Source organism: Methylosoma difficile (genome assembly GCF_054657615.1).
This window is the reverse complement of sequence record NZ_BAAHYJ010000005.1, coordinates 157,562-181,657: the sequence shown is the minus strand read 5'-3', so window position 1 is coordinate 181,657 and position 24,096 is coordinate 157,562. Positions and strand designations below refer to the sequence as shown.

The 24,096-nt window shown below is 50.8% G+C and carries 28 protein-coding genes; 14 read left to right on the top strand and 14 right to left on the bottom strand.

All coding sequences use genetic code 11. The features are described 5' to 3' along the window. Positions 1-11: 11 nt before the first annotated feature. From ACYQ1O_RS14260 to thiD, 5 genes are all read right to left on the bottom strand, one after another. The gene (locus ACYQ1O_RS14260; protein WP_459992659.1) at positions 12-1,622 is read right to left on the bottom strand and encodes a hypothetical protein; all 1,611 of its coding nucleotides are present in this window, start codon (positions 1,620-1,622) and stop codon (positions 12-14) included. A 91-nt stretch (positions 1,623-1,713) separates the two neighbouring features. Further along, a complete protein-coding gene (locus tag ACYQ1O_RS14255) occupies positions 1,714-2,622 on the bottom strand; it encodes a helix-turn-helix transcriptional regulator (protein ID WP_459992658.1) in 909 nt (302 codons plus the stop codon). 214 nt (positions 2,623-2,836) lie between these two features. After that, positions 2,837-3,172, bottom strand: a complete 336-nt coding sequence (gene soxX, locus ACYQ1O_RS14250; RefSeq protein ID WP_459992656.1) for a sulfur oxidation c-type cytochrome SoxX — start codon at positions 3,170-3,172, stop codon at positions 2,837-2,839. After that, the gene (gene thiE, locus ACYQ1O_RS14245; protein WP_459992653.1) at positions 3,169-3,795 is read right to left on the bottom strand and encodes a thiamine phosphate synthase; all 627 of its coding nucleotides are present in this window, start codon (positions 3,793-3,795) and stop codon (positions 3,169-3,171) included. The genes soxX and thiE overlap by 4 nt, the downstream gene beginning before the upstream one ends. Further along, on the bottom strand, positions 3,792-4,580 hold the full coding sequence (thiD, locus tag ACYQ1O_RS14240) for a bifunctional hydroxymethylpyrimidine kinase/phosphomethylpyrimidine kinase (protein ID WP_459992652.1): 789 nt from the start codon (positions 4,578-4,580) through the stop codon (positions 3,792-3,794). Before thiD ends, thiE begins: the two co-directional genes overlap by 4 nt. A 120-nt stretch (positions 4,581-4,700) precedes the next feature. Here thiD and dnaQ point away from each other — a divergent pair, with 120 nt between their 5' ends. From dnaQ to ACYQ1O_RS14205, 7 genes are all read left to right on the top strand, one after another. Beyond that, positions 4,701-5,444, top strand: a complete 744-nt coding sequence (gene dnaQ, locus ACYQ1O_RS14235) for a DNA polymerase III subunit epsilon (RefSeq protein ID WP_459992651.1) — start codon at positions 4,701-4,703, stop codon at positions 5,442-5,444. Positions 5,445-5,508: 64 nt separating this feature from the next. Next, positions 5,509-6,636 carry an MlaE family ABC transporter permease gene (locus tag ACYQ1O_RS14230; protein ID WP_459992650.1) on the top strand — a complete coding sequence of 376 codons (1,128 nt, stop codon included), beginning with the start codon at positions 5,509-5,511 and terminating at the stop codon, positions 6,634-6,636. Continuing rightward, positions 6,633-7,430, top strand: coding sequence for an ABC transporter ATP-binding protein (locus ACYQ1O_RS14225; RefSeq protein ID WP_459992649.1), 798 nt, complete (start codon positions 6,633-6,635; stop codon positions 7,428-7,430). The genes ACYQ1O_RS14230 and ACYQ1O_RS14225 overlap by 4 nt, the downstream gene beginning before the upstream one ends. Then, the gene (locus tag ACYQ1O_RS14220; protein ID WP_459992648.1) at positions 7,417-8,331 is read left to right on the top strand and encodes an MlaD family protein; all 915 of its coding nucleotides are present in this window, start codon (positions 7,417-7,419) and stop codon (positions 8,329-8,331) included. Before ACYQ1O_RS14225 ends, ACYQ1O_RS14220 begins: the two co-directional genes overlap by 14 nt. Next, complete coding sequence (locus ACYQ1O_RS14215) at positions 8,328-8,885, top strand: ABC-type transport auxiliary lipoprotein family protein (RefSeq protein WP_459992646.1); 558 nt, start codon at positions 8,328-8,330, stop codon at positions 8,883-8,885. Before ACYQ1O_RS14220 ends, ACYQ1O_RS14215 begins: the two co-directional genes overlap by 4 nt. A 23-nt stretch (positions 8,886-8,908) precedes the next feature. After that, positions 8,909-9,868, top strand: coding sequence for a prolyl aminopeptidase (gene pip / locus ACYQ1O_RS14210; RefSeq protein ID WP_459992644.1), 960 nt, complete (start codon positions 8,909-8,911; stop codon positions 9,866-9,868). Beyond that, the gene (locus ACYQ1O_RS14205) at positions 9,865-10,440 is read left to right on the top strand and encodes a UbiX family flavin prenyltransferase (protein WP_459992642.1); all 576 of its coding nucleotides are present in this window, start codon (positions 9,865-9,867) and stop codon (positions 10,438-10,440) included. Before pip ends, ACYQ1O_RS14205 begins: the two co-directional genes overlap by 4 nt. Positions 10,441-10,454: 14 nt before the next feature. On the opposite strand, the gene ACYQ1O_RS14200 is transcribed toward ACYQ1O_RS14205, so the two are convergent. Continuing rightward, on the bottom strand, positions 10,455-10,841 hold the full coding sequence (locus ACYQ1O_RS14200; protein WP_459992641.1) for a hypothetical protein: 387 nt from the start codon (positions 10,839-10,841) through the stop codon (positions 10,455-10,457). Positions 10,842-11,235: 394 nt separating this feature from the next. Between ACYQ1O_RS14200 and ACYQ1O_RS14195 the strand changes: the two genes are divergently transcribed. Continuing rightward, a complete protein-coding gene (locus tag ACYQ1O_RS14195; protein ID WP_459992639.1) occupies positions 11,236-11,439 on the top strand; it encodes a cold-shock protein in 204 nt (67 codons plus the stop codon). A 74-nt stretch (positions 11,440-11,513) separates the two neighbouring features. On the opposite strand, the gene ACYQ1O_RS14190 is transcribed toward ACYQ1O_RS14195, so the two are convergent. The 6 genes from ACYQ1O_RS14190 to ACYQ1O_RS14165 all read right to left on the bottom strand — a co-directional run bounded on the left by ACYQ1O_RS14190 (position 11,514) and on the right by ACYQ1O_RS14165 (position 15,278). Continuing rightward, the gene (locus ACYQ1O_RS14190) at positions 11,514-11,930 is read right to left on the bottom strand and encodes a TM2 domain-containing protein (protein WP_459992637.1); all 417 of its coding nucleotides are present in this window, start codon (positions 11,928-11,930) and stop codon (positions 11,514-11,516) included. Between the two features lie 134 nt (positions 11,931-12,064). Next, positions 12,065-12,505 (bottom strand): universal stress protein, encoded by a 441-nt coding sequence (locus ACYQ1O_RS14185; RefSeq protein ID WP_459992636.1) that lies wholly within the window; start codon positions 12,503-12,505, stop codon positions 12,065-12,067. 9 nt (positions 12,506-12,514) lie between these two features. Beyond that, positions 12,515-13,021, bottom strand: coding sequence for a hypothetical protein (locus tag ACYQ1O_RS14180; protein ID WP_459992635.1), 507 nt, complete (start codon positions 13,019-13,021; stop codon positions 12,515-12,517). Between the two features lie 53 nt (positions 13,022-13,074). After that, positions 13,075-13,500: a protoporphyrinogen oxidase HemJ gene (hemJ, locus tag ACYQ1O_RS14175; protein WP_459992633.1), complete on the bottom strand. Its 426-nt coding sequence runs from the start codon at positions 13,498-13,500 to the stop codon at positions 13,075-13,077. A 3-nt stretch (positions 13,501-13,503) separates the two neighbouring features. Next, positions 13,504-13,995 (bottom strand): peroxiredoxin family protein, encoded by a 492-nt coding sequence (locus tag ACYQ1O_RS14170; protein ID WP_459992631.1) that lies wholly within the window; start codon positions 13,993-13,995, stop codon positions 13,504-13,506. Beyond that, entirely contained in the window at positions 13,992-15,278 is a 1,287-nt protein-coding gene (locus tag ACYQ1O_RS14165; protein WP_459992629.1) for a chloride channel protein, read from the bottom strand. Before ACYQ1O_RS14165 ends, ACYQ1O_RS14170 begins: the two co-directional genes overlap by 4 nt. A gap of 91 nt (positions 15,279-15,369) precedes the next feature. Here ACYQ1O_RS14165 and serA point away from each other — a divergent pair, with 91 nt between their 5' ends. Together serA and ACYQ1O_RS14155 are read left to right on the top strand one after the other, a co-directional pair. Beyond that, a complete protein-coding gene (gene serA, locus ACYQ1O_RS14160) occupies positions 15,370-16,953 on the top strand; it encodes a phosphoglycerate dehydrogenase (protein ID WP_459992627.1) in 1,584 nt (527 codons plus the stop codon). Next, positions 16,950-17,588: an HAD-IB family phosphatase gene (locus ACYQ1O_RS14155; RefSeq protein ID WP_459992625.1), complete on the top strand. Its 639-nt coding sequence runs from the start codon at positions 16,950-16,952 to the stop codon at positions 17,586-17,588. Before serA ends, ACYQ1O_RS14155 begins: the two co-directional genes overlap by 4 nt. Before the next feature lie 52 nt (positions 17,589-17,640). Here ACYQ1O_RS14155 and ACYQ1O_RS14150 read toward each other — a convergent pair whose 3' ends face one another. Together ACYQ1O_RS14150 and ACYQ1O_RS14145 are read right to left on the bottom strand one after the other, a co-directional pair. Beyond that, complete coding sequence (locus ACYQ1O_RS14150; protein WP_459992623.1) at positions 17,641-19,866, bottom strand: heavy metal translocating P-type ATPase; 2,226 nt, start codon at positions 19,864-19,866, stop codon at positions 17,641-17,643. 10 nt (positions 19,867-19,876) lie between these two features. After that, positions 19,877-20,095 (bottom strand): heavy-metal-associated domain-containing protein, encoded by a 219-nt coding sequence (locus tag ACYQ1O_RS14145; RefSeq protein ID WP_459992621.1) that lies wholly within the window; start codon positions 20,093-20,095, stop codon positions 19,877-19,879. 283 nt (positions 20,096-20,378) lie between these two features. Between ACYQ1O_RS14145 and hflD the strand changes: the two genes are divergently transcribed. Genes hflD through ACYQ1O_RS14125 form a run of 4 tightly spaced genes read left to right on the top strand, consistent with a single transcriptional unit; the run spans position 20,379 to position 24,020 of the window. Beyond that, on the top strand, positions 20,379-21,002 hold the full coding sequence (gene hflD / locus ACYQ1O_RS14140) for a high frequency lysogenization protein HflD (RefSeq protein WP_459992619.1): 624 nt from the start codon (positions 20,379-20,381) through the stop codon (positions 21,000-21,002). A gap of 5 nt (positions 21,003-21,007) precedes the next feature. Beyond that, positions 21,008-21,934 (top strand): ABC transporter ATP-binding protein, encoded by a 927-nt coding sequence (locus tag ACYQ1O_RS14135; protein ID WP_459992617.1) that lies wholly within the window; start codon positions 21,008-21,010, stop codon positions 21,932-21,934. Further along, entirely contained in the window at positions 21,931-22,692 is a 762-nt protein-coding gene (locus tag ACYQ1O_RS14130; protein ID WP_459992614.1) for an ABC transporter permease subunit, read from the top strand. Before ACYQ1O_RS14135 ends, ACYQ1O_RS14130 begins: the two co-directional genes overlap by 4 nt. Further along, the gene (locus ACYQ1O_RS14125; protein ID WP_459992613.1) at positions 22,689-24,020 is read left to right on the top strand and encodes a GldG family protein; all 1,332 of its coding nucleotides are present in this window, start codon (positions 22,689-22,691) and stop codon (positions 24,018-24,020) included. The genes ACYQ1O_RS14130 and ACYQ1O_RS14125 overlap by 4 nt, the downstream gene beginning before the upstream one ends. The last annotated feature ends 76 nt before the right edge of the window (positions 24,021-24,096 follow it).

The following is a 24,096-nucleotide window of genomic DNA, read 5'->3' as shown; positions in this document are numbered from 1 at the left end:
GGTTTAGCTGGTTACCAAGGCAACCAATATGTCAATGTGTTAGCAAGGCTTTTCACTATCGATTTTGCTCCTTCCCAAGCCGACTCCACCACTTTTGCGGCAGTTTTGGCAACAGCTTTCGCCCCGTTATAAATCAAATCGCCCACCGCGCTGCCTGCGATGCCGCCCGCCACCGCACCGACAAATGCGCCGACCGGGCCGCCTAAGGCGAAGCCAACCACGCCGCCTTTTACCGAACCTGCAAGACCACCCACGGCGGTACTGGTGACGTTGCCCATCGCGTCCAGTGTTTCCAACGGGTTAAGTTCGCCTTTGGCGAGTTTGTACAGGCATTTGGCATTTTCCAGTCCGATATAGGCGATATTAGCGATTTGTCCGGCAGGGGTGTTTTGCAGGATTTTTAGCCAGCCGCTTTTTGCTGCCACCACTAACGCGCCAGAAACGGCGACTTGCACACCGATATTAACTGCACTTTGCAAGGATGCGGTGAAAAATTCTTGCATGTCTTCGTTGGCGGAGCGGTTTTCTTTTCCGTTCAGCGCATTCCACGCCCGCCGCCCCAGAATCCGTGCGCCTTGGAAACCTGCATTGAACGCCGCTGCAATTAAGGCCTTTCTACCGATTTCTTTGGCAATGGTCAGGCGATTGGCATCGTTCCAATTGTATTGTCTAATTTCAGCTTCCAATTGAGCTTGGGCTTGTTGCTGTTTGTAGTCGGTGTACTCACCCACCTTCATATTGACACCGCCTTTTTCATATTCGCTGACGATTTTCAGATCAGGAAACTTTTCGCGTAGGGCGGCAACGTGTTCTTTATTGACGACAAGGGTGGTTTGGCTGTCGTAATTATGTTCTTTAATGTTTTGGATCAGGCTGTTAAGCCCTGTCTGATTGGGTTGGTACAACTTGACTTGGACATGTTCCAGCACATTGCCCGATGCGTCTTTGATAACAATATCCGGTGAGTTCAAGGTTGTGGTGCTGGGCACTTCCGCTGTTAAGCTTGAACCTAAGGTACGGGCGTTGACGTTGAATTGGTTGGCTAAGTCGGCTTCGGCAATGAGGCCGTGCAGTTGCCAATTGCCATTAACGATTGGATTACCATTACTGTCGAGGCCTTTTTTATGCACTTGTTCACGCATGGTTTTATTCGCTGTTTCCAGTGCCGCATCAATACTTTGTGCATACGTCCCGACTTCCGCCACACCACCACTGCTTGCGCCCTGTTCGATTTTTTTCGCCAGCCAACTCTCGCGACTTTTGCCTTTGTCTAAATGGGCATACAAATCGGCTTTGGTTTGGTTGTTTTGCTCTATTTTTTCAATGATTTGTAATGCCGTAGCCTGACGTTCTGCTGCATCTGCCCAAATATCGGGATATTCGCTAAAAGTTTGCTCCAACCAGACTGCAAGCGGTAGCATGTTTTTGTTGCGGCTGTAGGATTCGACAAAATGGACAATCACTCCAGTGGTTTTTTTGGCGTTGTCTTCGTCACCGAATAGTTCCGTGGTGGCTTGGTCGGCTTCGGCTGAGGGTTGTTCTGATATTTGCTCTTGTTCATCATCAGCCAAAATATGGCCTGTGGCGTTATCGATCACAACGGGGTTGCGTGCATGGCTCATAAGATATTCCTTGGTTTATTGATGGTTAAAAAAATCAAGCTGAAAATAATTGTCAGGGTAGCGTAACCCAATACATTAGGACGACAAAGCCTTAGGACTTATTTTCATCATTGCCCACATACTCACGCAGGCTTTGCAATAAGCTGTCGCGCAATTCATTGGGGGCAATGATGGTTATATTTGGCACCCAGTATTTAATCATCGGCAGAATTTGGTTGTCGTGAGAAATTCGTGTTGACACAATCAAACTGCCGTCTTCAAGCTCCTTATCAATCTGTTGGTTGGGCAATACGGGGCGGCGTTTAAAATAAGCGGCGACGCTGCGGTCGATTTTTAACACGACTTCGCGTTTTTCCACACCAAACCAAATGCTGTCTTCCTGTTCAATCAACGCGTTAATATCAGCTTCGGGTGTGAAGGTGCGCTCGTCTGTCTGGATGCTTTTTAATTGGCTAAAACAGAAGGTTTTAATCTGGTATTCGTCTTTGGCGGCTAGATACCAGATGCCTTTATGGTTGACCAGTTTGTAGGGGGCAATGGAGGTGTAAGTTTTGGCTTTGTAGAGGAAGTGGATAAGCCGATGCTGGACGATGGCTTGTTCCAGTTGTTTGAATTCACCGCTTTTTTCGCGCAGGTCTTCATAATGGTGACCTTTGACTAAATACGCGTGGCTGACACGGGTGTCGAAAATCTCACGCAGGAAATTATCGCTCAAAGCGGGGAACAGAGCTTTGATGCCGGACAGACTGGCGAAGCGTTGAATGTCAGCAGTGGAGAGTTTGCCCAGATAATAAGGGTCGAGGACAAAATACTGCTGGTCTTTGCTGAACGGCAAATAGGCCAAGCGTTCAAGCAAATCACGTTGAATGGTGCGTAAGGTCACGCCGAACTCTTCGGCAAGTTGGCGTGGGTCGAGTTTTTCGCCCCGATTCAGTTTAATGAGAATTTCGGCAAGGCGCACCGAGACTTTTTCATGGGAGCTTGCAGTTGTTTTTGCCATTGTGTTCTGCCGTATGATTGAACATGGCTAAACGATAGCATGGGGTAGCGACAGGTTGTGTCATTGCAATTAAGGGATACAAAAATTATTTACTTTGCCAATATGTCGCCTCACGTACAAAGGCTAGCCCAAGCAGCAACAGTAACATATAGGCAATCAGTATTAGGCTAGCGCCAATCTACCAGACAAAAATCCAAACCCTATTTCGGACACTTCACAAACCCCACAAATATTCCACCAGTTCATTCAGCTCGGCTTCGCTTAAAATTTTGTTCGCGCCAAACGGCGGCATACTGGTGTCGGGGTTGAATTGCCGGGCATCCCAAATTTGCGCGCGCAGTTGTTGTTTTTTTTTAAAACGGTTAGCCAGGTTGGCGAGGGGCGGGCCGATGTTGCCGGGCGATTCGCCATCGGCTATCACGTGGCAAGCCAGGCAGTTGCCTTTGTTGCGGTTGAAGGCGAGTTGTTTGCCGCTGTTGGGGGCTTGCGTGGGTGTGTTGGCGGCACAGGCCGATAACGCCAGCAGCAAGATCAACAACGCTGTTTTCATACAAACAAACCTTGGAACGCTTGTGCGGATTGTTCTGGGGCGTGGTCGAACACGCCACCGATCACTGCCAACACATCGGCACCGGCCTTTAATAAGCTGCCGCCGTTGTCTGGCAAAATGCCGCCAATGGCGACGATGGGCAAGTGGATGACGGCTTTGGCTTGTTGCAAGGTTTGCAATTGCGCGGGGGCGGCAAGCGGTTTGGAGTTGGACGGAAAAAACCGCCCGAACGCCACGTAAGTTGCGCCTTGTGCTTGTGCGGCAAGGGCGCGTTCCACGCTGTTGTAGCAGGACACGCCAATGATGGCTTGACCGCCCAGTTGATTTCGGGCGGCGGCGATGTCGCCGTCGTCTTTGCCCAAATGCACGCCATCTGCGCCAATGCGTTGCGCTAGCTCGACATTATCGTTAATTAGCAACGGCACTTGGAACTGGTGGCAAAGCGCCAATAGGCGGCTGGCGAGGGCAACGGCATCCTGCGGGTTTTTGTCACGGTATTGCAGGACGCGGACACCGCCACGCAAAGCGGCTTCAACCTCGGCAACGATGGCATCCGGGGTTTTGCCTTCAGTTTGGGTGATAGCGTAAAGGCCACGGTTGGGAAATTTAAGGCTGGCGGTCATTCGATTTCCATCCAAAATAATCGGTCGGGGTTGTGTTGGCCTTGGCCGGGACAATAGGCGTGATCGAGTGCGTTCCAGGTGTATTCTTGCGCTTCTTGCAGGGCTTGGATGGGGTCCAGTCCGTGGGCGACCAAGCCGGCAATGCTGGCAGCCAAGGTGCAGCCCGAACCGTGGTAGCTGGCTGGCAACCTCGCCCAGTGGTAGGTTTCCCATAGGCGTTGGTCGTGGAACAGTTGGTTGCTGACGGTCGGCGTGGTTTCATGTGTGCCGGTAATCAGCACATAACGGCAACCGTGTGCCAGCAAAGCCAAACCGCTGGCTTGCAAGTCGTCGGTGTTTGCCAGCTTTCGAGCCTCTTCGCTGTTGGGCGTCAGCACCGTTGTACAAGGCAGCAATTTTTCCACGATGGCTTGCAATAAGGCTTCGCTTGCCAAGCCTGCGCCGCCGCCCGCCGCCAGCACGGGGTCTAAAATGACCGGAATATCAGGGTATTGGCTGATGATCTGGTGGATGGCATCAGCTGTTTCCTGATGACCGATCAGACCAATTTTAAAGGCGCTGACCGGAAAATCCGCCAACACTGTCTGTGCTTGGCTGATGATGTCTTCGGGCTGCTGCGGCAGGAGTTTTTTGACATTGCGGCTGTCTTGTTCGGTCAGCGCGGTAATCACGCTGGCAGCGTGGCAACGGTGGCTCACCAGCGTTTCAATATCAGCCTGTACGCCCGCGCCACCGCTGGGGTCGTGACCGGAAAAACACAGAACTATCGGACGGGTTGCTGTCATAGGATTTGCTAAAATGAAGGCATTCAAACGGGCATTGTTACTGAGTTGCGGGCTTGATTCAACTGCCGCTTGGCAAATCACCTATAATCCCCCCTCACCTTCTATATAAAGGACTTCAATTTGGAAAAGCTCAACTTTGCAGACCGTCTCGTGGTTCTGGACACCGAAACCACCGGCATTAACCCGCAAGACGGGCATCGGATCATTGAAATTGGTTGCGTGGAAATGGTCAAACGTCGGCTGACCGGCAAACGCTTCCACACTTACCTGAACCCTGACCGCGAGATTGACGAAGGTGCCGTGGCGGTGCATGGCATCACCAGCGCGTTTTTGCAAGACAAGCCGCATTTCGCCGATGTCGTCGACGACTTTCTGGCCTTTATCCGTGGCGCGCAATTGGTTATCCACAACGCGCCGTTTGACGTCGGTTTTATCAACCATGAACTGGCGCGGCAATCTTCGGCGCTGGGCAAAGTCGACCAATACAGCCAAGTGTTCGACACCTTAAGCTATGCCCGAAAAAAACATCCGGGACAACGCAATAGCTTGGATGCTTTATGCAAACGCTACAACATCGACAACAGCCACCGCGAGCTGCACGGCGCGCTGTTGGACGCGGAAATTTTGGCGGACGTATTTTTGCTGATGACCGGCGGGCAGTCGTCGCTGTTGGATGTCGATCCCAGCGAGTCGGCAGCGGCGGCTTTGGCGGCAAGCGTTTCACAATTGCCCACCGACCGACCGCGCCTGAAAGTGATTGCTTGCCAGGAAGACGAACTTGCCGCGCATCAATCGCGTTTGGAAGCCATCCAAAAAGACAGCGGCGCTTGCCAATGGTTGGTGGCTGGTGAGGATAACCGTTAAGCCTTGGCTTGGGATTTACTGGCGGCGTGTTATACACTGCAAACTTATCGTGGCGGGTTAACAGATGTCTAAGCAAGCAGATTATTCGGGCCAATTGCCTGTCTTGGTAATTGAACAACAGGCCAATGGCGAACGCCATGCCGTGTTGTCAGGTGCTTGGCATTTGAACGGCATTGCCCAAGCGCCAAAACTAAGGGCGGCGCTGAAACAGCTGGGCAAAAACCGTTGCCAAAATTGGGATTTACGCGCCATTGACAGTTTAGATGGCGCAACGGCGCTCATCCTTTGGCAAGCGTGGGGCAAACAATGGCCTGCCAATATGCAAATTTCTCCGGAACATCGGCAACTTTTTGTCCGTTGGCAAACCCAAAGCCTGCCTATCATGCCAACGCCCAAAGGGTCGTTCAGCGCTTGGGGTTGTGTGTTGGCTGGCTTTTGGGATCAGCTGTTAAGCCTGTTGGTACTGCTGGGCCAGCTGGTTTTGGACATCGGTTATTTGCTGCTCCACCCCAAAGAAACACCATGGGGGGAAATTTCCACCACCATTTACGATGCCGGTGTCAGGGCGTTAGGCATCACGGCGCTGGTCGGTTTTCTGATCGGCATTGTGTTAAGTTACCTATCCGCCCTGCAATTGAAAATGTTCGGCGCGGAGATTTATATCATCAATATTTTAGGGATGAGCATCATCCGCGAATTAGGGCCTTTATTAGCGGCAATCTTGGTGGCGGGCCGTTCAGGCTCGGCGATGACGGCGCAAATCGGCATTATGCGCGTTACCGAAGAGCTGGATGCGCTGTCAGCAATGGGCATTGCCCATTCCTTGCGTTTGGTGTTGCCCAAAGTGGTGGCGTTGTCGGCGGCTTTACCGCTGCTTAGCGTGTGGACAAGCGCTGCGGCTTTGTTGGGCGGCATGGTGGCGGCGTTTAGCACGCTGGACATAGGCAGCCAATTGTTTGTTTTAAAATTGCCGGAAGTGGTGCCGGTGGTCAACATTGTCATCGGTTTCGGCAAAAGCGTGGTGTTTGGTTTGATGATTGCCCTCGTCGCTTGCCATTTTGGTTTCCGCATCAAACCCAACACCGAAAGCCTGGGTTTGGAAACCACCAATTCGGTAGTGGCCTCAATTACTTCCGTCATCATGATTGATGCCGTGTTCGCCATTTTGCTGATGCATGTTGGCGTGCCATGACCGCTAACACTGAAAACCGTTGCGCCATCCGCTTTGAACACGTCTGGACGCGCTTTGGCGATAAACTGATCCATAAAGACATAAGCTTTTGTTTACGGCACGGGCAAATTTTAGGTCTGGTCGGCGCATCGGGTTGCGGCAAGACCACATTGCTGCGCGAAATCATTGGCCTACAAGTACCCAGCCAAGGCGATATTTTTGTGATGGGGCATGTTTTGCCGAAAATCGAGGGTACGCTGGATAAAGCCACTTCGCGTATCAGCGGCGTGCTGTTCCAAAAAGGCGCATTGTTTAGCGCCTTGGATGTGTTCGAAAACATAGCCTTTCCGCTTCGGGAACTGGGGTTTACCGATAGCGGGCTGATTCAGCGCTTGGTCATGATGAAGCTGGAGCGGGTCGGGCTGTCGGCAGCCGATGCCAGCTTAAAACCGGCGGCCTTGTCTGGCGGCATGATAAAGCGCGTCGCCTTGGCGCGAGCCTTAATTTTGGAACCCAGCTTGTTGTTGCTGGACGAACCGACCTCAGGGCTAGACCCGATTGCCAGCGAAGAATTTGTCAGTTTGTTGTCAGAACTGCACAGGGAGCTGAACTTTACCGTGGTCATGGTCACCCATGATTTGGATATTCTGCGGGATTTATGTACGCAAGTGGCGGTGCTGGCAGACCAGCAACTCATTGCAATGGGCGCATTGCCAGAAGTGCTGGCGTGTCCGCATCCGTTTATTGGGCAATTTTTCCATAACCGCCGCGCCCAGCGGGTCTTTCAACCAGAGGTAACAAATGGGCAGAAATAACCATGCCCTAATGACGGGCGTGTTTTTAGTGGGTTTGCTCAGCGCGGCAATCGCGGGCGTTTATTGGCTGGGTTCCTTGCACCAAGAACGCACCCCTTATGTCATTTCGACACACGCTTCGGTATCGGGCCTTAATCCGGAATCGACCGTATTCTTCCGTGGCATTGCCGTGGGCAAAGTCCGCAAAGTCTTATTCGACCCGAACAATTCGGGCATCATTTTAGTACCTATCGAAATCGACAAGCAGATTGTGCTGAGCAAAGGCGTATACGCCACCTTGCAGCTAAAAGGTGTCACCGGCCTGACGCAAATCCAATTGGAAGATGATGGCTCAATCCCCCAACCTTTGCAGCCCGGCGACAATCCGCTCTACCGCATTCCGCTTCGGCCTTCATTAACCGACAAATTGCTGAATTCCGGCGAAGTCTTGCTGAAAAAAGCCGACCATTTAATGCTGCGCCTAAGCGCCTTGTTAAATGATGAGAACGAAAAAAATATTAGCGGTATATTGGTTAATCTGAAAAACTTAAGTGACAAACTGGGGCGTTTGGAAGACAGCGTCGATAAGGCTTTGGCTGGTGTGCCCGCATTGACCAACGACACCCGCAGCACCTTGGCGCATATCAACCAGCTGTCTTTAGAACTGCAATCTTTAAGCAAGGAAGTTAAAACCTTAGGTACAAAAACCGCCGGCCTGATCGACACAACCAAAACAGCGGGCGATGTGGCGGTACAAACCACGTTGCCGAAAGTCAATCAAGTCTTGGACGAATTGCAACTGACCAGCCGCCAAGTGCAAAAACTGGCGGCCTTGCTGGAAGCCAACCCACAGGCCATTTTGCTAGGCTCCGAACCCAGCGCGCCAGGACCCGGTGAACCGGGCTATCAGGAACCGAAATGAAACGATTATTACTGAGATCCACCTTGCTGGTCACGCTGCTAAGCGCTTGCGCCAGCAACAAACCCGCACCCGCCTTGCATGATTTTGGCGTGATGCTAACGCCGAAAGTGACCAACGCCGCGCAACCGTTGCTGACAGTTGATGCGCCCAAATGGCTTTGGGACACCGCCATCCGCTACCGCCTTCTGTACGCATCGCCAACAACGGTGCGCACCTATCAGCTTGACCGCTGGCTTGCACCGCCACCTGAAATGCTGCAACAACAATGGCTGGCGGCAGGCATCAAACTGGACTCGCCGGTGGCGATCCATTTATTGGCTTTTGAACAGCAATTCAGCAACGCCCAAACAGCCACAGTGGCGTTACGCTTTATCGCCGAACAAGGCGAAGCCTCCGAATCAACCCGTAGCCGTCGCGAATTCGACTTACAACAGGCTTGCCAAACTGCCGATGCCGCAGGTGCTGTCAACGCCTTTGCCGAAGCGGTCAAACAAGCGGCGCAGCAACTCGAACAATGGCGGCAACAAACTGAAACACGCCGCCAGCCACACTGATTTTTAAACCCACACACTTAAGCATGAAAACTTTCTACCCAGAAATCCAACCGTTCCAAACTTTTTTTCTGCAAACCGGCTCGGTACACCAAGTGTATGTCGAACAATGCGGCAACCCCGATGGCATTCCCGTCATTTTTCTGCACGGCGGCCCGTGTTCCGGCACAAAACCTGACCATCGGCGATTTTTCAACCCCGAAAAATACCACATCATTTTGATGGACCAACGCGCCTGCGGGCAATCGTTGCCGTTCGGCGAGCTGGAAGGCAACACCACGCAAGACCTGATCGCCGATATGGAGCGCATCCGTATGCAATTAGGCATTGAACAGTGGCTGGTATTTGGCGGCTCGTGGGGCGGTGCGCTGGCGCTGTTGTATGCCCAGCAACATACCGCGCATGTGGCAGGCTTAGTGGTCCGTGCCGTGTTTTTGGCACGGCAGCAAGATTTGGATTGGTACGCCAAAGACGGCGCCAACCGCTTGTTTCCCGAACAATGGCAGAAGCTCATCAACAGTTTGCCTGATCCCGACACCGATGATTTGCTGGACAGCCTATGCCGTGTATTTTGGGGGGGTGATGAGGAAGCGCAAACCCGCGTCGCCCAAGAATGGTTAAATTGGGGGGCATTAACCGCGTTGGGTAACGCCTATCAAGTCAGGGAACTGCAAATCAGCGAACAGACCTTTAAGCAAATCCGCATGGAACTGAATTTTGCCAAACACCGTTATTTCATCAGCGAAAATCAAATCCTCGCCAATTGCGGCTTGTTGCAGCACATCCCTACGCGCATCATCCACGGTCGCCAAGATTTTCTTTGCCCCATTGAAGCGGGCTTGCGTTTGCACAAAGCCATGCCTCACGCCGATTATGTGATTTTGCCCAATGCTGGTCATGTCGCCCAGCACGAGGAAATGATCGACGCGCTGGTAACGGCAACTGATGAATTTGCAGCCACAGGCCGCTTTGGTGCATCCCTATGAATGCAAAAAAACGCCTGATTATTGGTATGACCGGCGCAACCGGGGCAATTTACGGTGTGCGTATGCTGCAAGTATTGCAACAGCAAGAACAATGGGAAAGCCATTTGATTATTTCATCGGCTGGTGTGGTCAACCTTAAACACGAACTGGACATGAAACGTGCGGCGCTCTACGAACTTGCCGATGTTGTCCACGGTGTCAACGATATTGCCGCCAGCATTTCCAGTGGCGGTTTTAAAACTGAGGGGATGATTATTGCGCCGTGTTCGATGAAGACGTTGTCCGCCGTTGCCCATGGCTTTGGCGACAATCTCATATCCCGCGCTGCCGATGTGGTGCTAAAAGAACGCCGCCGCTTAGTGGTCATGCCGCGCGAAACGCCACTCAACTTAGTCCATATCCGCAATATGGCAAGCGTCACCGAAATGGGCGGGATTATGTTTCCGCCCATGCCAGCGTTTTACAGCAAATCAGATTCTATGATGGGAATGGTGAACGAGACTGTCGGGCGGGTACTGGATATGTTCGGCGTTGATGTAACGGGGCTTTATACGCCGTGGGAAGGTTTGTAATCCACAAAAAAAGCTTAGCGCTTGATAATAACGCTCTCAGCCGACGTTTCTGTAACGGCGCAACCCATTTCGTTGAGCAACAAAGTGGTCGATAATTTCGCTAATGCCCATTGGGTCGCTTCTTCTTCAGCAAAGACAATACCAAAACCAAATGGAAAAATACCATCATCTTCGGCAGCAGCATAAATGACTTTGCAAGCCAGGCTTAACCATTCCCCTTCAAAGAAAACATCAATTTTACTAACGTTATCAACGTAATCTGGAGAAAACTTTGGAGGGTAAGACAAAAATGCACCATTGAGCGTCATGATATTCAAGTTTGCCGTGTATTCAAATCGTCCAATGTACATACGATAAACAAGGGGTTTGGCCCTTTGGTTAAAGAGTTGCAGCATGTCCATAAAAATTACCCTGGTATTTAATTGTTTTACTGTTATTAAGCATTTGTTCAGAATCAATCTGATTCTAAGGTTGCCGGATTCTATCAAAATCCGCCTGACGAATATGTTAAATATTACCTTTATTTCTGGTAAACATAACAACTGCCATATAAACCACACTTTCAAAAAAAAAACCTTAGCATTGGCATGATTTTGGTCTTTTATTTGCTGTCCGTTCCGCACCATTATGGACAAACGGAAAATCTACGGATGACAGGCTTAGGTAAAAAAATTACAATACGAAGAATTAGAAAGCGGGTGTTGAAGCGGGACAATGCCAAACCGGCGGTTTGCATGAGCATCAAATTTCTAATTCTATGAAATGATAAGTTTTAATCTTTAGGAGTTTGAAAAAATGGCAACAGGCACGGTAAAGTGGTTTAACAATACAAAAGGTTTTGGTTTTATTGCTCCTGCAGAAGGCGGTGAAGATGTTTTCGTCCACCACTCTGTGATTCAAGGCGAAGGCTTCAAGACATTGACTGAAGGCCAAAAAGTCACTTTTGACATTGAGTCTGGCCCAAAAGGTTTGACTGCCGCAAATGTTTCTACCAAGTAAGGCGTAAAAACCTTCAGATTCCAAAAAAGGCTCTTGTGCTAACACACATGAGCCTTTTTTGTATCCGGCACTTTTTATTTAAGTGGCCTGCCTTTGGCATCTTTTTCAATATGGTTTGCCGATAGCAAAACAAACTCTATAAATCCCCATAAGGCGCCGTAGCCGCCCGTTGCCAATGTCGTTGCCGCTTGAATGGCTGCCAGCTTGTAATAGCCCAAGTAGACACGATGGATGCCGGTAAACCCCAATAACAAGGCCAGCACAGCTGCAATCCATTTGTATTTGACGGCCTCGGGTTTTTCCAAATAAGCACCTGCCAATTTGACGCTTTTAGCCGTTTTTTCTTCTGCTTCAAAAATGACATCATCGCCTATATCGGGCGGCACCTCAGCTTGCCAATCATCCATATGAAAAGCAAAGGTTTGCTCTTCGCTATCGGTAATGGCGCCGGTTTGTGTGTCAGGGTCAAAGCTTGCAATTTTTCCTATCATGAGTGTTACCTAAATTAACTGACCAAGGGCGTTTTATAATTGGTTGTCATTCGCCCGTCCAAAAAAACAATCCGCTGGGCGGATTGCAACATACGGTATTAAATTACTTTTTTCTAAACTAAATATGCAGGCGATTAATGTAAATGCACCGCCAAAACATCACAGGGAGCGTGGTGCATAATGCCATCAGCCGTTGATCCCATCAACAACACCAAGCCATGCCGGCTGTGCGAACCTACAATAATCAAATCCACCTGGTTTTCAGTAGCAACACGGACAATTTCATCCCGTGGATTGCCCATTTCCAAAAATACCTGCTCCGCAGCCACGCCCAAATCATTGGCAAGCTGGTAAATACGCTGCTTGGCTGCTTCTTGCAACTCGCTGTAAAGATCAAAATTAAGCGGGATTTCACCGCCAAAGCCACCATCGGCAATCGCCAAACTGTCGATAACATGGGCGATACTGAGCTTGGCTTGATAGCTTGCCACCAATTGTTGACTACGTTCGATAACGCGATGGTCGTGTTCTAAAAAATCTACGGCAAGCAAAATATGTTGGTAGGTCGTCATCATTTCTCCTCATCAGTTTTGGACTTCAGGAAACAGCCAAGCCATGATTTTGTAGTTCGCCATCAAATACAACAAGGCGATACCCAAACTAAACCCTAGGTTTTGCTCCAAGGCGTTGCGGATGATATGCCCAATAACCGCCCAATGCCAGACGATCATTGCCACCAGCACCAAAACAACCAATAAACTATCATGCCCAGTCACAAGCGTAGCGATGGCGGGCAATGAAAAAAAACTTAACATGGCATCAACACCAAAAAACGCACTCAGGGTTTGGTTAAGCCGGTGACGCTTCTTGCCAAGATATAAACACAACCAACAAAAGGCAAAAGCAATTAGAACACTGAACAAGGCTTGCAATAGCGCCACAACCAGCTTGGATTCCAAATGGCTGATTAATAAGGCTACGGCAAAATTGCCGGCTATCAGCAAGCGTAACAAAAAGGGCGAATAGGGTAAGTCTTGCGGATTTTTTTGTAAAAGGCAGATAGCAAACAATACTTTTAATACATCAAACATGAGCGGACTCCTGTCATTTTTATTGTTGTTGTGACGCCCTTCACTGTACTGCTTTAAAACGGTTTGACCACTGCCAAAATAACAATTGCCAACAAAAACAACACCGGCACTTCATTCATCCATCGATAATAAACATGTGAACGCTGGTTACGGTCATGCTTAAAATCTGACAGCCAAACACCACAAAAACAGTGATAAACCACCAGAAACGCCAGCAACGCCAATTTCGCGTGCAACCAGCCGCTATGCGCATACGCCGCCCAAGCGTAATCAACCAGCATCCAAATGCCAAAGACCAGCGTGGCGATCATGCCGGGCGTCATAATGCCAAAATACAGTTTGCGCTCCATGACCTTAAAACGTTCAATGCTGATGGCATCGTCGCTCATGGCGTGATAGACAAACAAGCGCGGCAAGTAAAACAAACCTGCAAACCAAGTGACCATAAATATCAGATGCAACGCTTTTAACCACAACATGCTTTATCCCTTTAATAATTGTTCAATAGCGGTTTTCATTTCTTCTATATCAAACAAGCCAGTGAGTTTACGCACAATGATGCCGGAAGGGCTAATCAGAAAAGTGCTGGGCGTTAACGACACGTTGCCAAAAGCTTTGGCGTGTCCCGAGTCCAAATCCAAAGCCACCGGATAAGGCAAGTGCCTAGCTTCCGCCATTGCCACCACATGGCTAGGTGGGTCATAAGCCATTGCCACGGCGATAATCTCCAAGCCTTGTGGATGATATATACGATACAGCTCAGCAAAATCGGGCATTTCTTTAACGCAGCTTTTACAATCGCTAGACCAAAAAGTTACCAACACCGTCTTGCCACGCAAATGGCTGAGGGCAACCGTATGCCCGGTAATGGTTGTAAAACGGACATCTGGCGCAAGCTGGGAGTATTTTTTTAACACATAGCCACTCATCAACACCAACAGCAGTACCACAAAGGCAATAATTTTAAAGTTCATGATGGCTTATTGGTCAGCAAAAGGTGAATGTAACTTTGACGAAATTCATCGAATAAAGGCAATGGGTTGACAAGCCGAGCCATTCCGCTTGCCAACCAAGCGGTCGCCAACAACGGCAACATCAGATTATGGCTGCCTGTCATCTCCATGACAATAACTGCCGCCGTCAGCGGATACTGCAACATACCAGAAAAATACCCGACCATGGTCAACAACACCATGACCAACATGGGCGCCACCGGCAGCCAGTGGCCTAGGTTGACACCCAAGCCTGCACCGGTTGCCAATGACGGCACAAAAATACCGCTTGGAATCCCACTAAAAAAGGTGGCGCAGGTCGCCAGCATTTTTAGCAACGGAAATTCAGCGGGCATCGTGTCGGCGTGGTTAATCAGCCCGTAAGCCTGCTGATACCCCGAACCTGCCGTCGCACCATCGGAAAAATAACCCAACACCACCAAAAATCCGCCACAGATGACCGCAAGCAACACCACCGGCATACCGGTTTGCTTAAAAAACCGCCCGCCCCATACTAGGCTTTTACTAAAAAATGCCCCCAGCAAACCGCCCACCCAAGCACACAATGGAATCGCCAACCAGCTGCTTCCCCAAGGCATCAGCTGGTTTTGGGCGGCAAAATAATACGGGCGATTGAACAGCACAAGCGCCGTGATTCCCGAACAAATGACCGCACCCAACAGCCAAAGGTTGAATTTTTCTTGCCACTGGCGATGTAAAGCCTCCAAGACAAAAAAAACACCTGCCAAAGGCGTACCAAACATTGCGGCAAAACCCGCCGCGCTACCGGAAACAATCAGCAATTGCAGCAAAGGCAAAGACGGGGCTTTCAGCCAGTGCCGTAAAGAAAACATCAGTGACGCGCCAATATGCGTAGCCGGTCCGCCAAAGCCAACCGACGCCCCCGACAACAGACCCAACAAGGGCAGCAAAAACTTGCCCAAAGCAATTTTCAACGACAACAATTGCTGATGCTGCCCGTAGGCATCGGACATGGCTAATAAGGCTGTTTGGATTTGGGGAATGCCGCTGCGCTCGCTGCCTTTAAAAAAACGCGTCGTCAGCCATGCCGTCATGCTTAAACCAACGGGCGGCAACAAAAACTTCAAGTCGGGGTAACGGTTGACCCAATCATGGAAGGTTTGCTCGGCCTGCTCGCTTAAGTTAGCCATCATGACGATGACAACGGCGATCAGCATTGCCGCCAACAAAAAAACCAACCTTTGTGCGCAAGCTACAAGAAAACATCTGATAATTCTATTCATCGGCATGACCGCATAGATTGGCAATGTCAGGATTATAGCAAAGCTGCTAAAATACACGTCTTTTAGCTTGCAAGCACCGAGTCCTAATCCCATGAAAAAAATCCTCATTTCCGACAAACTGGCGGAAGCCGGTATCAATTACCTGAACGAACAATCCGGCATCCAAATCCACATTCAAACCGGACTTGATGAAGACGGCCTGTGTGCCATCATTGGCGATTTCGATGCCTTATTGATCCGTAGCGACACGCAAGTGACCCGCAAAGTCTTGGAAGCCGCCACCCGCTTAAAACTGATTGGTCGTGCCGGTATTGGCGTAGATAACGTCGATATTCCGTTTGCCACCGAAATGGGCGTGATTGTCATGAACACCCCCGATGCCAACGCCACCACAACAGCAGAATTGGCGGTCGCGCATTTGATGTCCTTAAGCCGCCACTTGCCGACTGCCGACCGCTCGGTACGCGCCGGCAAATGGGAACGCTCCAAACTGATGGGTACAGAAGTAGCCCACAAAACCTTAGCTATTTTAGGCTTCGGCACCATAGGCCGTATCGTCTCGCAACGCGGCTTGGGCTTACGCATGAACGTCATCGCTTACGACCCGTTTGTCGCACCGGAAATTTTTGCCGAGCTGGGCGTGGAATCGGTCAGTTTGGAAGAACTGGTTTCCAGAGCCGATTACCTGACCTTGCATTGTCCGCTGATTGAAAAAACCCGCAATATTATCGGTATTGAACAATTCGCCATGATGAAAAAAGGCGCAATGGTCATCAACTGCGCCAGAGGCGGTTTGATTGACGAAGATGCGCTTTATCAAGCCCTAAAAAGCGGGCAAATCGCTGGTGCTGCGTTGGACGTTTACGAAAACGAGCCACCAGCCGGATCGCCATTATTGGAATTGGACAATATCGTCTTCACGCCGCATTTGGGCGCATCAACCACCGAAGCGCAAGTGGCGGTCAGTGTCGAAATCGCCCGCCAAGCGGTAATGTTCCTAAAAACCGGCGAAGCGGTCAACGCCCTCAACTTGCCGCGCCTGTCTGCCGACGAGCTGAAAAAATCCCACGAATTTATGAACCTAGCCACCATGCTGGGCAAAATTTTGGTCGGCTTAAGCAGCCAACCGCTGACCAAAATTGAAGTGTCAACCTATGGCAAAGCAGCTGATGTGGCGGTGCGTCCGTTATCGGTGGCGGCTTTGGTCGGCGTGTTGTCAGGCCAAGTCTCCACGCCCGTCAACCGCGTCAATGCCGAAAATATCGCCAAACGCCAAGGCATTGCCTTAGTGGAAAGCACCACTGCCGAATCTAACGATTATGTTTCGCTGATTAAATTGACCGGTCATACCACCGAACAAAAAATCACCTTAGCGGGCGCATTATTGGGCGGACGCCAGCCACGTTTGGTGTGCATCAACCATTTTGACATCGAAGCCGTCCCCGAAGGCACGTTGCTGGTCACCCGCCACGACGACAAACCGGGCATGATTTCCGCCATCAGCGCCGTGTTGGGCAACGCCCATATCAACATCTCGCGTATGCAAGTCAGCACCGCTGACGAGCAGCAACAAGCGATGGCGGTCATCAGCGTATCGGCGCCTTTAAGCAAAGATTTGTTGCAACAAATTGCCGCCATCCCTGCCGTGCATAAAGCCACCCAAATCAGCTTATGAGTTTTGACGTCGTCTGCTTTGATTGCGACAGCACCTTAAGCAAAATTGAAGGCATCGACGAACTGGCAAGACAGTCGGGCTTGACCGACGAGGTTGCCAAACTGACTGATGCCGCCATGAACGGTGAAGTGCCGTTAGAAGCGGTTTACGAGCGGCGTTTGTCGCTCATCAAGCCTGACCAAGCCAGCATGGCTGGGTTGGCGGATTTGTATATTGCCGAAGCGGTCGATGGCATAAAAGAAGTGTTCGCCACGCTGTTGGCACAAGGCAAAGCCGTGTACATCATCAGCGGCGGCTTGCGCCAAGCCATTTTGCCCTTGGCGCAGCAGCTTGGCCTGCCTGAAGACCATGTTTATGCAGTCGATATTTTCTTTAATGACGACGGCAGTTACAGCCATTTTGACAGCGCTTCGCCACTAGCAAAAACGGGCGGCAAAGCCATTGTTACCGCCAGACTTTCTGCACAGGGTTCCTTAGCCATGATCGGCGACGGCAAAACCGACATGGAAGCCAAACAGGCCGGTGCGTTCACCATTGGTTTTGGCGGCGTGGTGGCAAGGCCTGTGGTGCGCGAATTGGCGGACGTGTTTGTGGAAGATGCCAGTTTGTTGGGCGTTTTGGAACACCTCCGCTAACCTGCCCTATCCGAAGTTTGGCCTGTAGAAAATACAGGCCAAACCCACCGGTTTATTCTGAAAGCTTTAGCCACCGCAAACGGTTGGCGTTCATCACCACCGTCACCGACGACATCGCCATTGCCGCACCCGCTATCATGGGGTTGAGCAACACGCCAAACAACGGATACAACACCCCTGCCGCCACCGGTATGCTGACCACGTTATAAACAAACGCGCCAAACAGGTTTTGCTTAATGTTGTTGACCGCCGCTTGCGAGAGGGCAATCACTTCAGGAATTTTCAACAACGAGCCTTGCAAAATCACCACATCGGCACTGGCAATGGCAATGTCCGTACCGGTGCCAATCGCCATGCCCACATCGGCTTGCGCCAATGCCGGTGCATCGTTGATCCCATCACCCACCATGCCGACGCTTTCGCCTTGTTGTTGTAAGGCTTTGACGACATCGGCCTTGTCTTGCGGCAGCACTTGGGCACGGACTTCGGCAATACCCGCTTGTTTGGCGATGGCGTGGGCGGTGATTTGGTTGTCACCTGTCACCATAATAATGCGCAAACCTTGTTGTTGCAGTTGCTTGACGGCTTGGGCGGAGTCTTTTTTGATCGGGTCGGAAACGGCGATAATGCCGATGATTTTGTCTTCCAAAGCCAGCAACATGGGCGTTTGCCCCAAGGCGGACAATTTTTCCAATTTATTGTTGTAACGGGTAAATTTGATGCCGTTGTTGTCCATTAAAGCCTTGTTGCCAAAATGCAGCCGCTGATCGTTTAGCAAACCCGTCACACCGAAACCGGCAATGGCGGAAAACTGCTCAACTTTTGCCAAAGCAATAGAACGCTGTTTGGCGGCAGCCAAAATGCTGGCGGCTAACGGGTGTTCCGAACCTGCTTCCAAGCTGGCGGCCCATTGCAAAATAATTTCCTCGGAATATTCGCCCAACTTTTCAATAGCGGTTACCGTGGGCTTGCCTTCGGTAATCGTGCCGGTTTTGTCGAGTATCACGCAGGTCAGTTTTCCGGCACTTTGCAAAGCCTCGCCTTTGCGGATAAGAATGCCTGCTTGTGCGGCGCGCCCCACCGCAACCATCACCGAAATCGGTGTAGCCAACCCTAAGGCACAGGGACAGGCGATCACCAATACCGTCATCGCCGTCACAAAGGCATAGCCCAAAGACGGCGAAGGACCAACGCTGTACCAAAGCACAAACGTCAGCACGGCTAAGGCCACCACCACGGGTACAAATACAGCGGAGATTTTATCGGCAAGACGGGCGATTTCGGGTTTGCTGCTTTGCGCTTGGCGAACACTGTCGATAATTTGCGCCAACACGGTATCACGGCCTATGCGGGTGGCGGTGAACAAAAACGTGCCGGTTTGGTTGAGCGTACCAGCGACCACCCGCGAGCCGACCGATTTGGCAACCGGCAATGATTCGCCGGTAAGCATGGATTCATCGACATTCGAATGGCCTTCGATGACTTCACCATCCACTGCAATTTTTTCGCCAGGCCGGACACGCAAGGTTTCACCTAAGCCGATTTGGTCGATAGCCACATCCAGCTCCATGCCATTTCTTATCACTCTAGCGCTGCGCGGCTGCAAGCCTAACAATTGGCGGATAGCGGTGGAGGTTTTGCCCCGGGCTTGCAATTCCAAAGCGCTGCCCAGATTGATAAAAGCCAAAATCATCACCGCCGCTTCAAAATAAGCATGTTTGGCAAGCGATGGCAACAATGCGTAATAATCAATCACCACACAGGAATACAACCACGCCGACCCTGTACCCAAGGCGATCAGCGTATCCATATTGGCTTGCTTCAACAACAACGATTTATAAGCGTTCAGATAAAAATGCCCGCCTGAATAAATCATGATGCCCAACGTCACCAAAGCCAGTTCAGGCCAAAACCAAGCACCGGTTGCCGATGCCATATCAGGCAACCCGTCGAAATGTTCAGCCAGCATCAGTAAAAGTCCAAACGCACCCGCCACTTTGGCCTTGTTGAGCAATTGCCGGTAACGCTGTTGCTCCAATGCTTCGACGTCACTGGGGTCTTCCAAGCCTTCCATCAAGGCGGCATCGTAACCGGCTGCCTTAACAGCCTGCACTAAGGCAGGCAGGTTCGGGCTACCCTGCACTTCTGCGGAGTGATCGGCAAAATTAACGCTCACGTAGCTGACGCCCGCAACCGCCGCCAACGCCTCTTCCACCACGCTGACGCAGCCGGCACAGCTCATCCCCAAAATGGACAAGCGGATGTGTTGGTTATCCATAGCGGCGGCCTTAGGCGTGGTCTTCGACGTGATAACCCGCTTGGCTAATGGCGGCTTTGATGGCATCCAAATGGGTTGCGCTGTCATCAAAATCGACACGGATAGCTTTGTCTTTGCTGGAAGCGTTTACGCTAACAATGCCTGCCAGCGCGTTAATGGCTTTGCTGGCATTCGCCTCGCAACCGCCACATTTCATACCACTCACCGATAATGTTGTTGACTGGATCATGCTGTTCTCCTTATTTATAATTTTTATGGATTAAATTTGCCGCAAATTGTGGGGTTCGCCCTCACCGCTTTTGCCCATTTCGAAGGCAATCCCGGAACACAAACACTGAACCATTCAGGGTCACCTTTTCTATGACCACGTGACTGTTAGATATTTCAGATAAATCTGATAAGTTACGATAATAACCGCCCCGCACCAAACTACCAACAACTATAAAATTGAACAAATTTCTTTGTTCTTGGTAGGATAGCGGATCTTTCCATTGTCGCTACAGCGAAACATTATGCAACTCAATACCCCAACCAACCAAACCCTGGCGATGGCAGGTATTGCCCAATCGGCAATGCTGGTGCAGCAGCTCGCCACCAACGGCAGCGCCAATTTGACGGCGATGGAAGCCAGCATTGGCAGCATCTTGAAAATTGATTCAGATTCGGTCATTGATGTTTACGGCAGTTTGGACGGTTTAAAGCTAGGCTTGGAAACGCTGCAATCGTTAATCACCGGCTACCGCATCAGCGACCCGGAATTGGCACGTTACTGCGCATCGCTGGTATTTTTGGAGCAACTGGTCAGCAAACAACCCACCATGCTGAAAACCATCAGCACCGGCGTTGCCAAAGCGCAAGCACAAAGCGAGCTTTACGGCATTCTGCACGAAAATGTCATGGCGAATTTAAGTGATATTTACCAAAACACCCTCAGCACTTTAAACCCCAGAATTATGGTCAATGGCAACGAAGCCTATTTATCACGGACGGATATTGCCGATAAAGTGCGCGTCTGCCTGTTAGCCGGTATCCGTTCCGCCATTTTGTGGCGGCAATGTGGCGGGGCGCGTTGGAAATTTTTGTTTTACCGAAAAAAATTTCAAGCTGAAGTACAAAACCTGTTAAAGCAAGCTTAACCGACATGTCATTATTGATAGCCGCCGAACACCTCTATAGGCACTACGGCAAATACTGCGCGGTCAACGATGTCAGCTTTAGTTTGGCAAAAGGCCAAGTGCTAGGCTTTTTGGGGCCGAACGGTGCCGGTAAAACCACCACCATGCAAATGCTGACCGGCAATCTTGCCGCCAGCAGCGGACATATCAAAATCAATGGCTTTGATATTCAACGCCAAGCCCAACAAGCCAAAGCCTGTATCGGTTACTTGCCGGACACGCCGCCGTTATACCGCGAGCTGACAACGGATGAGTTTTTAAGCTACTGCGCCCGTTTGCATGGCTTGGACAGCCCAGCAGCAACGCTAGCCGTCAAGCAAGCCAAAGCCCGTTGCGGTTTGGGCGAAGTTGGCAAACGACTGATCGGCAACCTTTCCAAAGGCTACCAACAACGGATTGGTATTGCCCAAGCCATTTTGCACAATCCCGACATTATCATTTTAGATGAACCCACCGTTGGCTTAGATCCCCTGCAAATCCGTGACATCCGCGCCTTAATCCGCGAATTGGGCGCCGACCACGGGGTCATTTTATCCACGCATATTCTTAGCGAAGTGCAAGAATCCTGCAGCCATGTGCAAATCATCCACCAAGGCCAACTGATCCTCAGCGAAAGCATCGCCGGCTTGAATGCACGCATGGATACCGGCATTTTGCTGGTCACCACCCAACAACCGGCTGATGTTAACCGGCTCAGCGCCATTGCCGGGGTCAACCGTATTGAAAGCCTTGACGCGCAACGCATACGCATCCACCACAGCCTGACCACCAACCCCAGCGAAGCCTTAGCCGAAACCATCATCAACGCAGGTTGGGGCTTGCAGGAAATCACGCCTGCCAAACAATCGATGGAAGACATTTTTATTTTGCTGACCCAACAGAACAACGGATGAAACTCATTTTCAGTATTGCCGCGCGCGAATTCAAAAGCTTGTTTTTATCGCCCTTGGCGTGGACGTTATTGGCAATTTTGCAAATCGTGCTGGCCTATCTGTTCCTGACCCAAGTGGAAACCTTTATCACCTTACAACCGAAATTGGCGACCCTGGAAGGCACGCCCGGCCTGACCGATATTGTCGTACCGCCACTGTTTGGCAATGCCGGGATTATCCTCTTGCTCATCACACCGCTGTTGACCATGCGCCTGATTGCCGAAGAGCGCAAACAGAAAACCTTAACGCTACTGCTGTCCGCACCGGTTTCGCATCTGCAAATTGTCTTGGGCAAGTATTTGGGATTGCTGGGTTTGATGCTCATCATTGTCGGATTGGTCACGCTGATGCCGCTGTCTTTGCTAACGGGCGGCTCTTTGGACTTGGGCAAATTGGCAGCCAATGCCTTGGCCCTGACCTTGCTGGTGTCGGCGTTCGCCGCTTGCGGCTTGTACATGTCGTGCGCGGCAGGCCAGCACCCCAGCATTGCCGCTACCGCTACGGTGGGTTTTTTATTGCTGCTGTGGCTGCTCAACTGGACAGGCGTCCTGCAAGACGAGCGCAGCGTCATCATGGAATATGTGTCATTGTTGCGGCACTTTCAAAACCTGCAGACCGGTTTGTTGGGCAGTGTCGATATTGGCTATTTCTTATTGTTCATCGCCAGCTTTTTGTGGCTGAGCGTCCGCAACCTTGATAATGACCGCCTACAACAATGAAGCCATTATTTAACCGCTTAAGCAGGCGCTTAGTGAGTCTGGCGGGGCTGTTGCTGTGCTTCGGCCTTGCTTGGCTGACGGTACAACACCCTTTCGACTTCGACCTGACCCACAGCGCCAGCAACACCTTATCGCCTGCCTCGCAAAAGCTGCTGCAATCCTTGCCAGACAAAGTGGAAGTCACGGCTTACATCAAAAAAGGCCAATCTTCGCGCCAACAAATTGCCTTATTGATCGACCGCTATAACCGCTACAAAGCCGATTTGACCTTATCGTTTGTTGACCCCGATGCCGAGCCGGACAAAACCCGCGAACTGGATATTGGCGCGGAAGGTTTGGTGACGGTGGCTTACCAAGGGCGCGTGGAGAAAATCAGCTTTATTGACGAATCCACCTTAACAAATGCCTTGCTGCAATTGGCTAATGCCAAGCTCCGCTGGGTGACTTTTCTAAGCGGGCATGGCGAGCGCTCACCCGAAGGCATCGCCAATTTTGATTTAAGTTTTTTCAACAAAGAACTGAACCGCCGCAACATTAAAGCCTTATCAATCAATTTAGCGAATATGCCAGCCATTCCTGACAACTCTTCGCTATTGGTGATTGCCGCGCCGTCTGTACCTTTGCTGGCGGGGGAAATTGCCGTCGTCAAAAATTACATTGAAAAAGGCGGCAACCTGTTGCTGTTGACCGATCCTGACAATACCGCGATGGCAGAAGTGGAAGCCTTAGTCGGCATCAAACAATATCGCGGCACATTGCTGGACAAAAGTTTCGCCATTTACGGTGTGGGCGACCCGAGCTTTATTGTCGCTTCCGAATACCTCGAACACGCCATCACCAAAAACTTTAAGACCATCACCATCTACCCCAAAACCGCAGCGTTATCCTTCGACAGCCAAAGCGGCTTTACCGGCAAAGCCTTGTTTAACAGCACCGCGAAATCGTGGACAGAAACCGGTGACATTAAAGCCAGCCCCAGCCTGACAGCCAACACCGCCGACCAAGCCGGCCCATTGCCGTTTGCTTACGCCCTCACCCGTGAATTTGGCGCACACAAACAACAAAGGATTTTGGTGTTGGGCGATGGTGATTTTCTGGCAAATGCCTATTTGGGTAATATCGGCAATTTGGATATGGGGCTACGGATGTTCAACTGGCTCGTGCATGATGACCAATTTATCGACATCCCAGCCAAAACCGCGAACGACAAAAACTTGCAGCTTAGCCCCACCAGCATGGCGGCAATGGCGTTTGGTTTTTTGATTGTGCTACCACTGCTGTTGTTTGTAGTGGGCTTGTGGATATGGATTAGCCGTAAGCGGCGTTAGTCGGGAATGGGTCAAAGCAATTTAATGCGGGGTCAAGCGGCAGAGCTGTTCGGCCTGGGCTTGTCGAAGGGTTTGT